This is a genomic window from Bacillus sp. FSL M8-0025 (assembly GCF_037975475.1).
Taxonomy (GTDB): domain Bacteria; phylum Bacillota; class Bacilli; order Bacillales; family Bacillaceae; genus Bacillus; species Bacillus subtilis.
Genome location: NZ_CP150258.1, coordinates 1153135 through 1165436 on the forward strand (window position 1 = coordinate 1153135; position 12302 = coordinate 1165436).

General features: G+C 46.4%; 11 protein-coding genes. 10 read left to right on the plus strand and 1 reads right to left on the minus strand.

What is annotated here, in order from left to right; translation table 11 throughout:
• The first annotated feature begins 32 nt into the window (after positions 1-32).
• From MKX38_RS05970 to MKX38_RS06015, 10 genes are all read left to right on the plus strand, one after another.
• On the plus strand, positions 33-1463 hold the full coding sequence (locus MKX38_RS05970; RefSeq protein WP_326237493.1) for an FAD-binding oxidoreductase: 1431 nt from the start codon (positions 33-35) through the stop codon (positions 1461-1463).
• Positions 1463-2002 (plus strand): MFS transporter, encoded by a 540-nt coding sequence (locus tag MKX38_RS05975; RefSeq protein ID WP_003232993.1) that lies wholly within the window; start codon positions 1463-1465, stop codon positions 2000-2002. The genes MKX38_RS05970 and MKX38_RS05975 overlap by 1 nt, the downstream gene beginning before the upstream one ends.
• 205 nt (positions 2003-2207) lie before the next feature.
• Entirely contained in the window at positions 2208-3245 is a 1038-nt protein-coding gene (argC, locus tag MKX38_RS05980) for an N-acetyl-gamma-glutamyl-phosphate reductase (RefSeq protein WP_041345489.1), read from the plus strand.
• Between the two features lie 19 nt (positions 3246-3264).
• Positions 3265-4485, plus strand: coding sequence for a bifunctional ornithine acetyltransferase/N-acetylglutamate synthase (gene argJ, locus MKX38_RS05985; protein ID WP_032725389.1), 1221 nt, complete (start codon positions 3265-3267; stop codon positions 4483-4485).
• A gap of 13 nt (positions 4486-4498) precedes the next feature.
• A complete protein-coding gene (gene argB, locus MKX38_RS05990; protein WP_015252370.1) occupies positions 4499-5275 on the plus strand; it encodes an acetylglutamate kinase in 777 nt (258 codons plus the stop codon).
• Positions 5272-6429: an acetylornithine transaminase gene (locus MKX38_RS05995; RefSeq protein WP_069964103.1), complete on the plus strand. Its 1158-nt coding sequence runs from the start codon at positions 5272-5274 to the stop codon at positions 6427-6429. The genes argB and MKX38_RS05995 overlap by 4 nt, the downstream gene beginning before the upstream one ends.
• Before the next feature lie 70 nt (positions 6430-6499).
• A complete protein-coding gene (locus MKX38_RS06000; RefSeq protein ID WP_032721333.1) occupies positions 6500-7561 on the plus strand; it encodes a carbamoyl phosphate synthase small subunit in 1062 nt (353 codons plus the stop codon).
• A complete protein-coding gene (locus tag MKX38_RS06005; protein WP_032721335.1) occupies positions 7554-10646 on the plus strand; it encodes a carbamoyl phosphate synthase large subunit in 3093 nt (1030 codons plus the stop codon). The genes MKX38_RS06000 and MKX38_RS06005 overlap by 8 nt, the downstream gene beginning before the upstream one ends.
• Positions 10634-11593: an ornithine carbamoyltransferase gene (gene argF / locus MKX38_RS06010; RefSeq protein ID WP_032721338.1), complete on the plus strand. Its 960-nt coding sequence runs from the start codon at positions 10634-10636 to the stop codon at positions 11591-11593. The genes MKX38_RS06005 and argF overlap by 13 nt, the downstream gene beginning before the upstream one ends.
• Positions 11594-11678: 85 nt before the next feature.
• Positions 11679-11858 carry a YjzC family protein gene (locus tag MKX38_RS06015; protein WP_003245356.1) on the plus strand — a complete coding sequence of 60 codons (180 nt, stop codon included), beginning with the start codon at positions 11679-11681 and terminating at the stop codon, positions 11856-11858.
• Positions 11859-11903: 45 nt separating this feature from the next.
• Here the strand turns inward: MKX38_RS06015 and MKX38_RS06020 are convergent, their stop codons facing one another.
• Positions 11904-12089, minus strand: coding sequence for a DUF2929 domain-containing protein (locus MKX38_RS06020; RefSeq protein WP_029317607.1), 186 nt, complete (start codon positions 12087-12089; stop codon positions 11904-11906).
• Positions 12090-12302: the final 213 nt, after the last annotated feature.

The window sequence follows — 12302 nt, forward strand, 5'->3', positions numbered from 1 at the left end:
TAATGGTCATAAAAAACAGCAGGGAGAGCACTATGAAAAAGAAATTGCTTGCATTCGCGCTTTGTACTGGCGCGTATGCGGCCCTGTTTGCGTACTCTGTGAACCCAGAGCAAAAAACAGACACAAGCGAGATGACGGATGTCAGCCGCCTGATGCCTGTAAAAATAAAGCAGACAGTGAAAGGGCAGGAAGAGGAAACGCTCATTGACACAGTCAAAGAGGCAAATCGAAAAAACATAAAAATTTCAATCGCCGGGGCCCAGCACTCCATGGGCGGCCATACATATTATGAGGACGGCATCGTTCTCGACATGACGGGCTACAACAAAATCCTGTCACTCGATCAAGAGAAGAAAACCATCAGGGTGCAAAGCGGTGCAACGTGGAATGATATCCAGAAATACGTGAATCCATACGGACTCGCGGTAAAAGTCATGCAGTCACAAAACATTTTTACAATCGGCGGATCTCTCAGCGCAAATGCACACGGACGTGATATTCGCTACGGCTCGCTGATTGATACAGTCAAATCATTTCGGCTTTTAAAAGCTGACGGGACGATTATCACTGTCACTCCAAAAGATGATTTGTTTACGGCGGTCATCGGAGGGTACGGCCTTTTTGGCGTGATTCTTGATGTAACGCTTGAGCTGACAGATGATGAGCTGTATGTCATGAAGACAGAAAAAATGAATTACAGCACATACTCAGACTATTTTTCAAAGCATGTAAAAGGAAATCCAGATGTCCGAATGCATCTGGCGCGAATTTCAACAGCGAAAAAAGGATTTCTGAAAGACATGTATGTCACAAATTACGTATTGGCTGATCATCAGGATCAACTGCCATCATACAGCGATCTCAAAGAAGATGAGTATACGGGAGCCACAAAGTTTGCACTCGGTTTGTCAAGACAGTATGAATGGGGCAGGAATTGGCTGTGGAACACACAGCAATCCTATTTTCTGAGCCAAAACGGCACAGAGATTTCACGCAATAACGTCATGCGGTCCGAATCAAAGTTTCTTGAGTATGAAAACAATGACAACACAGATGTTTTGCAAGAATACTTTGTGCCCGTGAAGGAGTATGGGTCCTATATTGATGACCTGAGACAAACGCTGTCGGACGAAGATCTGAACCTGCTGAACATTACGATCCGCTACGTGCAGAAAAATGAAAAGGCCGACCTTTCCTATGCGAAGGACGATATGTTTTCGCTCGTGCTATTAATAAACGAGGGCTTTTCAAAAGAAGACCAGGCAGATACTGCCCGAATCATCAGGCGCATGACAGACGTTGCCATCAAGCACGGCGGCAGCTATTATCTGCCTTATATGACCTACCAGACAAAAGAGCAAATGAGACAGGCATATCCGGAAAGTGAAGCGTTTTTTCAGAAAAAACGAACCTATGACCCGGATGAGCGCTTTATGAATTACTTTTATCAGAGGTATAAATAATGGGGAAAAACAAATTAAAATGGCTGACATTATCACAAAGCAGCGTGTTTTTCGCAAGCAGCTTAATCTTTCCGTTTTATATTCTGTTTGTGAAAAATATCGGCTCAAGCTACACACAGTTCGGTTTTTCCTACGGATTGTTCGGGTTGAGCGGAGCGCTCATTTACCCGCTCCTCGGACGGCTGTCTGAAAGGTTTGACAGCCGTTATTTTCTGCTTCTGAACTCGTGGGGGATGGCTGTTCTGCTTTTATATGTCCCGCATATCGGAAGCGTCGTTCAAGTGTATATCGTCCAAGTGCTGTTAGGGCTCTTTGGAGCGATGCAAAAGCATGGAGAAAAAGTGCTGATCGCTAATTTTACAGACAGCGGAGAGCGTGGAAAGAAGATTGGGAATTACCATTTTTGGACAGCTGTCTTTTCAGCAGCAGCCATTATGCTCGGGGGCTTTCTCGCTGACTTTTTCACAGTGCAAATGATTTTTTATGCAAGCTCTATTCTATATTTTTTGAGTGGATTGATGATGATGAAAACAGGCTGACGCGGTCAGCCTGTTTTTTTATGCGGCTGAAATGCGGCACCGCATCAACGTTTTTGTGCTGGAGTCGTGCTGATTTTTTTGAGCGGAATTTCCATTGAACAGAAAATTTATAAATGAATAAAAATATTAAATATACGATTGAATTAATTTTTATTCATGTTATAATGTTAAATAATTTCACAAAGACCAAGAGGGTGAACTTGTTTTGAAAATAGGAATTGTAGGTGCTACAGGATATGGAGGCACCGAACTTGTCAGGATTCTTTCGCATCATCCTCATGCAGAGGAATGCATACTTTATTCATCCAGCGGAGAAGGGAATGTCTATAGCGAGGGTTATCCTCATCTTACCGGCTTAGCGGATCAGCAGCTGAAGCCGATTGATATGAATACGATCAAACACGAAATAGATATCATGTTTCTCGCTGCGCCGCCCGGAGTATCAAGTGAATTGACTCCAAAGCTGGCAGACGCGGGAATTCCGGTTATTGATCTGTCAGGTGATCTGAGGATACAAGAATCGGCTGAATATGAAAAATGGTATAAACGGACAGCGGCACCGAAGGCGGTGATTCAAGAGGCGGTATACGGTCTGGCAGAACTGAATCAACTGCAAATTCAACAGGCGAAACTCATTGCCAATCCAGGCTGTTTTCCAACAGCTGTTTTGCTTGGCCTCGCGCCATTGGCTCAAAAGAAACTGCTCGATGAATCTTTCGTTATCGTTGACGCGAAGACGGGTGTTTCCGGAGCGGGAAGAAAAGCATCCATGGGAACCCATTTTTCTGAGCTGAACGGCAATTTTAAAATTTACAAAGTCAATGAACATCAGCACACGCCGGAAATTGAGCAGGCGCTGAATGAATGGCAGCCAGGCCTCGGGCCCATTACATTTTCGGCTCACTTGGTTCCGATGACAAGGGGCATCATGGCGACGATGTATACCAGATTAACCTGTGATCTATCCGCAGATGACCTGCATGATTTATATTCGGAATTTTACCAAGATTCATATTTTGTGAGAGTGAGGCCAAAAGGTCAGTACCCGCAAACGAAAGAAGTGTACGGCAGCAATTTCTGTGATATCGCCGTGACCCTCGATGAGAGAACGAACAGAGTCACGATCGTCTCGGTAATCGATAATTTAATGAAGGGTGCCGCCGGTCAGGCAGTGCAAAACTTTAATTTGATGAATGGCTGGAATGAAGAAACTGGACTCACTATCACGCCAATTTATCCATAGAACGGGAGAGAATCGAACCATGATTCAGTTAAGTGAAGATCAAATTGTAAAAGTAACAGGGGATGTATCCTCGCCAAAAGGGTTTCAGGCAAAGGGTGTGCATTGCGGGCTGCGCTACTCGAAAAAAGACCTCGGCGTCATTATCAGCGAGACACCGGCTGTGAGCGCAGCAGTTTATACCCAAAGCCACTTTCAGGCTGCTCCGATCAAAGTGACACAAGACAGCTTAAAGCACGGACCGACACTGAAAGCCGTCATCGTCAACAGTGCCATTGCCAATGCCTGCACGGGAGAACAAGGCCTAAAGGACGCATACACAATGCGGGAGAGCTTTGCTTCACAGCTTGGCATTGAGCCGGAGCTTGTCGCTGTTTCATCAACGGGTGTCATCGGCGAGCATTTAGACATGGAAAAAATCCACGCGGGGATCGAGCTGCTGAAAGAAACACCTGCGGGATCAGGCGATTTTGAGGAAGCGATTTTAACAACTGATACGGTGATCAAGCAGACGTGCTATGAACTGGCAATCGGCGGCAAAACAGTCACGATCGGCGGAGCGGCCAAAGGCTCAGGGATGATACACCCGAACATGGCCACGATGCTGGGATTTGTGACAACTGACGCGGCAATTGAAGAAAAAGCGCTGCAAAAGGCGCTTCGGGAAATCACTGACGTTTCATTTAACCAAATCACAGTTGACGGAGAAACATCCACGAACGACATGGTATTAGTTATGGCGAATGGCTGCGCTGAAAACGAGTGCCTGACAGAAGACCATCCAGACTGGCCGGTCTTTAAAAAAGCGCTCTTGCTCACTTGTGAGGATCTGGCTAAAGAGATTGCCAGAGACGGAGAAGGCGCGACAAAACTAATTGAAGCCCAAGTACAGGGAGCGAAAAACAATCTTGATGCAAACGTCATTGCCAAAAAGATTGTCGGCTCAAATCTTGTAAAAACGGCAGTATACGGAACAGATGCCAACTGGGGGCGGATCATCGGAGCCATCGGACACTCCGCAGCACAGGTGACGGCAGAAGAAGTAGAGGTTTATCTTGGCGGCCAATGCCTGTTTAAGAATAACGAACCTCAGCCATTCTCTGAATCTCTCGCTAAGGAATACCTTGAAGGAGATGAAATCACCATTGTCATCAAGATGGATGAAGGGGACGGAAACGGGAGAGCGTGGGGCTGTGACCTGACCTATGACTATATCAAAATTAACGCGAGCTATCGCACGTAATAAGGGGAGCGAAATGAAGAAGACAATCGTTTTTAAATGCGGGGGAAGTGTAATCCGTGAGCTGTCGGAAGAATTTTTTCAAAATCTGAAAGAGCTGATGGCGTCAGGCTGGAAGCTGGCGATCGTACATGGCGGGGGACCGGAAATCACAAATATGCTGAAACGGTTAAATATCAAGACAGAGTTTTCGGGCGGACAGAGGAAAACAACGAAGCCGGTGCTGGAAGTAGCGGAAATGGTTTTATCCGGTTCTGTCAATAAATTTTTCGTTGCTGAGCTTGCCAAACACGGACTGCGAGCCGCGGGCATTTCTGGTAAGGATGGCGGTCTTTTGGAGGCTGATTATCTAGATCCGGAAACATACGGAGAAGTGGGAGAAATCAAAAAAGTCGATGCGTCCATGGTGAACGCGCTGATGGAAAATGGCATCATCCCCGTTATTGCGCCGCTGTCTATGACAAGCGACTGTAAAACGCTGAATGTAAATGCTGATCTGGCTGCTTCAGCAGTCGCCGGAGCGCTTGAAGCCGATAAGCTTATGTTCGTCACGGATGTCGATGGAATCATGAAGGAAAAGCAGCGTCTGAACGTCCTGACCCCTAAGGAGATTCAGATGCTGATCAAGCAGGAAGTGATCACAGGAGGGATGATCCCGAAGGTCAATTCAGCCTTGTCAGCTTTATCAGATCAGGTGTCTGAAGTCATGATCGTAAACGGAAAAGGATCATTCTTCGCAGAACAAACCTTTCAAGGGACAAAAATCGTCAAAGCAAAGGAGGCTGTTTCATGAGCAGCTTGTTTCAAACCTACGGCCGTTGGGATATTGACCTCAAAAAAGCAAAAGGAACGTACGTTGAGGATCAAAACGGCAAAACGTACCTTGATTTCATTCAGGGGATTGCGGTATCAAATCTAGGACACTGCCATGAAGCGGTGACAGAGGCAGTCAAAAAACAGCTTGACAGCGTATGGCACGTATCAAACCTGTTTCAAAACAGTCTCCAAGAGCAAGCGGCGCAGAAGCTGGCAGCGCATAGTGCAGGAGATCTTGTCTTTTTCTGCAACAGCGGCGCGGAGGCGAATGAAGGTGCGATAAAGCTTGCCCGAAAAGCAACTGGAAAAACAAAAATCATCACTTTTCTTCAGTCGTTCCATGGCCGCACGTATGCAGGGATGGCTGCGACCGGACAGGATAAAATCAAAACAGGCTTCGGCCCGATGCTTGAAGGCTTTCACTACCTGCCATACAATGATCCTTCTGCTTTTAAAGCTCTTGGGGAGGAAGGCGATATTGCCGCGGTGATGCTTGAAACAGTGCAGGGAGAAGGAGGAGTCAATCCGGCGAGTGCTGAATTTTTATCAGCCGTACAGTCGTTTTGCAAGGAAAAGCAAGCCCTTCTCATCATTGATGAAATCCAGACCGGCATCGGACGGACGGGAAAAGGCTTCGCATATGAGCACTTCGGACTCTCACCGGATATCATCACAGTCGCCAAAGGATTGGGAAACGGCTTTCCGGTCGGCGCTGTCATCGGAAAGAAACAGCTTGGAGAAGCGTTTACCCCTGGTTCTCACGGAACGACTTTCGGAGGAAACATGCTGGCGATGGCTGCTGTGAATGCCACATTGCAAATTGTATTCCAGCCTGACTTTTTGCAAGAGGCTGCTGACAAAGGGGCGTTTTTAAAAGAACAGCTTGAGGCAGAGCTAAAGAGCCCTTTTGTTAAACAAATCCGAGGTAAAGGATTAATGCTTGGAATTGAGTGTGATGGCCCGGTTGCTGACATTATTGCTGAATTGCAGACATTAGGCTTGCTTGTATTGCCGGCCGGCCCGAACGTGATTCGGCTGCTGCCGCCGCTCACCGTGACTAAGGATGAAATAGCAGAAGCCGTCAGCAAGCTGAAACAGGCAATCGCTCATCATTCCGCTGTAAACCAGTGATTTTTTTTCGATATAAAGGCATAAAAATTCATTTTTATAATTAATTATTCATCAAGAGGTGGGCTGTTAGATGGAAGGTTATTTAGTGTTAGAAGATGGGACATCGTTCAGCGGCGAGCTGGACGGTCATGAAAACTGCACGGGAGAAGCTGTTTTTTTCACAGGAATGACAGGCTACCAGGAAGTGCTGACAGATCCATCATATAAGGGACAGATTATTGTATTTACCTACCCGCTGATTGGCAACTACGGCATAAATGAAAAGGATTTTGAAAGCAAGAAACCGCAAGTAAAAGCCGCGGTTGTCTATGAGGCGTGTGATCACTTTTCTCATTATGAAGCGGTATACAGCCTCAAGGAGTATCTACAGAAATGGAATATTCCGCTGTTAACCCATGTTGATACGAGGGCTGTCGTGAAGAAAATCCGGGCAAACGGGACGATGGGTGCGACAGTCACAGCCTCTAAAGAAGGAGCTGAGATTGCTCTTCAACCAGAGAATGTGGCAGAGCAGGCTTCCGCCCAGGAAATCAGCACATTCGGCGACGGGAATAAACATATCGCTCTCATTGATTTTGGCTATAAAAAGTCAATCGCATCATCACTTGTCAAACGAGGCTGCAAGGTTACCGTGGTGCCATACCAGCAAATGGAGGCCGTATACAACATCAAACCCGATGGCATTGTGCTATCGAACGGACCTGGAGATCCGAAAGCAATCCAGCCATATTTAGGAAAGATCAAAAGCATCATCAGCCGCTTTCCGACTCTCGGCATTTGTCTCGGACATCAGCTGATCGCGCTCGCGTTCGGAGGGAATACTTTTAAGCTGCCATTCGGACACAGGGGAGCTAATCATCCGGTCATCGACCGTGAGACGAAACGGGTCTTTATGACAAGCCAAAACCACAGCTATGTGGTTGATGAACAGTCGATTAATGAAGAAGAGCTCACGATCAGGTTTCATCATGTCAATGATACGTCAGTTGAAGGGCTTGCCCATAAAAAACTGCCTGTCATGAGTGTTCAATTCCACCCGGAAGCCCATCCCGGACCTGCGGAAAGCGAATGGATTTTTGATGATTATTTAAAGAATGTGATACCAGCAAGGAGAGAAATTGCGCATGCCTAAAGACACCAGTATTTCAAGCATATTAGTAATCGGCTCAGGCCCGATCATTATCGGGCAGGCGGCAGAATTTGATTATTCAGGCACTCAAGGGTGCATCGCGCTGAAGGAGGAGGGCTACCGGGTGATTCTCGTCAACAGCAATCCGGCGACAATTATGACCGATGAAGCCTTCGCTGATGAAATTTATTTTGAACCTCTGACAGCAGAAAGCCTGACAGCCATCATTAAGAAAGAACGGCCTGATGGGCTTCTTGCCAATTTAGGCGGTCAGACCGCATTGAATTTAGCGGTGGAGCTTGAAGAAACGGGTGTTTTAAAAGAGCACGGCGTCAAACTCCTCGGCACATCCGTTGAAACGATACAAAAAGGAGAAGACCGGGAAAAATTCCGTTCGTTAATGAATGAATTAAAACAGCCCGTGCCGGAGAGTGAAATTGTTGATAACGAGGCCGATGCCCTCCATTTTGCGGAATCCATCGGTTTTCCTGTTATTATCAGACCGGCTTACACATTAGGCGGAAAGGGCGGAGGAATCGCCCCTGATAAAGAAGCCTTTACAGCTATGATTAAGCAGGCGCTATTAGCAAGCCCGATCAATCAATGCCTTGTCGAAAAAAGCATTGCCGGCTTTAAAGAAATTGAATATGAAGTCATGCGTGACAGCAATAACACATGCATTACCGTCTGCAATATGGAAAATATCGATCCGGTCGGCGTGCATACAGGTGACTCTATTGTTGTGGCGCCGTCACAAACATTGACAGACGAAGACTATCAAATGCTGCGGACAGCAAGTCTGACGATCATCTCAGCACTTGATGTTGTAGGCGGCTGCAACATTCAATTCGCGCTTGATCCATTCAGCAAGCAATATTACGTCATTGAAGTGAATCCGCGTGTAAGCCGGTCATCGGCTCTCGCGTCTAAAGCGACCGGTTATCCGATTGCGAAGATGGCCGCGAAACTGGCAGTCGGATACACCCTTGACGAGCTGAAAAATCCGCTCACAGGGTCGACTTACGCAAGCTTTGAACCGGCACTGGACTATGTGATCGTCAAATTTCCGCGCTGGCCGTTTGATAAATTCAAAAACGCAGACCGCAAGCTTGGCACAAAAATGAAAGCCACCGGTGAAGTGATGGCGATTGAACGGAATTTAGAAGCAGCGATACAAAAGGCAGCCGCGTCGCTTGAATTAAAAAATATCGGGACACACCTTCCAGAGCTCAGCGGGTTGTCAATTGGTACGCTATGGGATTTGGCAATCACTCCGGATGACCGCAGATTTTTCGTTGTCATGGAGCTGTTGAGCCGCAGCGTCTCGATTGATGACATCCATGAAAAAACAAAAATTGATCCGTTTTTCCTTCATACCTTTGACAACATCATCAAATTGGAAAACCGCCTGATGGAAGCAGGGAGCGATCTCTCTTTTGAATTATTGAAGAAAGCAAAGGAAAAGGGATTCTCAGACGCAACGATTGCCTCACTGATCGGCAAAACAGAGGAAGAGGTGCGCGCGCTTCGCAAGGAGATGGGCATTACGCCTTCCTTTAAAATCGTAGATACATGCGCGGCAGAGTTTGATGCGAAAACAAACTATTTTTACTCCACATATTTCGGAGAAACCGATGGAGACATCAGCCGCAAAGAGAAAAAACGCGCGCTCATTATCGGATCAGGCCCGATTCGGATCGGCCAAGGCGTTGAATTTGATTACAGTGCTGTTCACGGTGTGCTGACACTGCAAGAGCTTGGATTCGAAACCATCATGATTAACAATAACCCGGAAACGGTCAGCACCGATTATGAAATTGCGGACCGCCTGTATTTTGAACCAATGACAACGGAGCATATTGTAAACGTGGCGGAGCAGGAAAATATTGATTTTGCAATTGTGCAATTCGGCGGCCAAACTGCAATCAATGCTGCTGAAGCGCTCGAAAAAGCCGGCATTACTCTTCTTGGCACATCATTTCAAACGCTCGACGTGTTAGAGGATCGGGATCAATTCTATCAGCTTCTTGACGAGCTGGGATTGAAGCACGCAAAAGGAGAAATTGCTTATACAAAAGAAGAAGCCGCTTCAAAAGCGAGTGAGATCGGCTATCCGGTGTTAATCCGCCCATCTTACGTTATCGGCGGAATGGGCATGATCATTGTTGACTCGCAAGCCCAGCTTTCTCAGCTGCTGAATGATGAGGACAGCATGCCATATCCGATTTTGATTGATCAGTATGTGTCTGGAAAGGAAGTCGAAATTGATTTGATTTCCGACGGCGAGGATGTCTTTATCCCGACATATACCGAGCATATTGAACGGGCAGGTGTCCATTCAGGGGACAGCTTTGCCATTCTTCCCGGGCCGTCCATCACGAGCGGGCTGCAGCAGGGCATGAAAGATGCGGCACAAAAAATTGCCCGAAAACTTTCATTTAAAGGCATCATGAACATTCAATTTGTGATCGACAATGGAAACATACTCGTTCTTGAAGTGAATCCGAGAGCGAGCCGCACGGTTCCTGTCGTCAGCAAAGTAATGGGCGTTCCGATGATTCCGCTCGCCACACGACTGCTGGCGGGAGCGTCCTTAAAAGATCTAAATCCGGCAGTTCAAAATCATCATGGAGTTGCCGTGAAGTTCCCTGTTTTTTCTTCTCATGCGATCCAGGATGTGGATATCAAGCTTGGGCCGGAAATGAAATCAACGGGAGAAGGCATGTGTGTCGCATATGATTCTAACAGCGCCTTGAAAAAAATCTATACAAGAGTCTGGAGTCAAAAAGGAAGCATTTATTTGCAAAACGTTCCGGAAGATGTGCAGGAGTTAGCAGAAAACGCAGGTTTTACCGTTCATGAAGGGGCATTTGCCTCTTGGATGGAACAGGAAGGGAAATCGCTCCACATCAATCTGAGCGGTTCTGAAGAAGCACGCAAAGAACGTTTGGAAGCCATGACGCACGGCATCCCCGTCTTTACAGAAGAAGAAACTGTGCGGGCGTTTTTACAAAGCGGTTCAGGCCATCCGCAGCCTGTATCTCTCAAAGACCTCTATAAAAAGGAAGTGGCAACATGCACACAGTGACGCAAACCAGTTTATACGGAAAAGATTTATTAACGTTAAAGGACCTTAGTGAAGAGGATATAAACGCCTTGCTCGCAGAAGCCGGTGAGCTGAAACAAAACAAAATTCAGCCTATATTCCATGGCAAAACCTTGGCGATGATTTTTGAAAAATCATCAACGCGGACCCGTGTTTCATTTGAAGCGGGCATGGCGCAGCTCGGCGGGAACGCCCTCTTTCTAAGCCAGAAAGATCTGCAGCTGGGGCGCGGTGAGACTGTCGCTGATACGGCAAAAGTGCTGTCAGGCTATGTGGATGCCATCATGATCCGGACCTTTGAACATGAAAAGGTGGAGGAACTTGCCAAAGAAGCTGACATTCCGGTGATCAATGGACTTACCGATAAATACCACCCATGCCAGGCGCTGGCGGATCTCTTGACGATTAAGGAGATAAAAGGGAAGCTTAAAGGCGTAAAAGTCGCATACATCGGTGACGGAAATAACGTGGCGCACTCCTTGATGATCGGCTGCGCGAAAATGGGCTGTGATATCTCGATCGCTTCGCCAAAGGGATATGAAGTGTTAGATGAAGCAGCTGAAGCGGCAAAAACATATGCACTTCAATCCGGATCTTCTATCACGCTGACAGATGATCCGATTGAAGCTGTAAAAGACGCGGACGTAATTTATTCTGATGTGTTTACAAGCATGGGGCAGGAAGCGGAGGAGCAAGAACGTCTTGCTGTCTTTGCGCCTTATCAGGTAAATGCGGCGCTTGTCAGCCATGCCAAGCCTGACTATACATTTTTACATTGTCTCCCTGCGCATCGTGAGGAAGAAGTGACTGCGGAGATTATTGACGGGCCGAACTCTGCAGTGTTCCAGCAGGCCGAAAACCGTCTTCATGTGCAAAAAGCACTGCTGAAGGCCATTTTATATAAAGGGGAATCATCAAAAAACTGCTGAGCCAAACTCAGCAGTTTTTTTGATGGCAACATATTCACAGCCGCTTAGGCGCATACTACAGCAAAAAGGAAAAGGAGGAAAAACAGTGGGACAGCAGCACCAATTCCGGCCCGGACAGAAAGCGCCTAATAACGGTGTCTACGTAGAAATCGGCGAGACAGGGAGCATGGTTAAAAACCCTCAAAAGGTCCATCTGTCAGCAGGGGAAATGTTCCCCGAAACATCAAACCACAACCGGCTGTGGACCTACAAAAGAAAGCCGTGACCACTAAAAAACCCAAAACAATAAATGTTTTGGGTTTTTGGCTTTTTAATGCTGGCTTGCATTTTTGTTCATAGGCATGATTTCTGCTAAAACAATGATTAAGACATACAGTACAACAGCAATGACAGATGATGTTTTGAAATTATACGTAACGCTGTTCATGCTTGCAACCAAGTAGCATGCCATATGTGATAAAAGGAACGTCCAAATAAAGGCAATAATATATCGCACGTTTCCACCTCGTCCTTCTCATTCTATTCTAAAAGTTATCATACCATACAAAAAGCGAAGGGGGAATCCAATTTTAGCAGAAAGTGAGGTGACAAAAGAGTCTGATTCGTCACACTTTAATGGTAAAATATAAAAACGTCAATCAGTATAATAGCCAAAAATGTAAAAGGCTAGGACTTTACCTTATTCGTTTCTTTTCTATTTACATAAGAT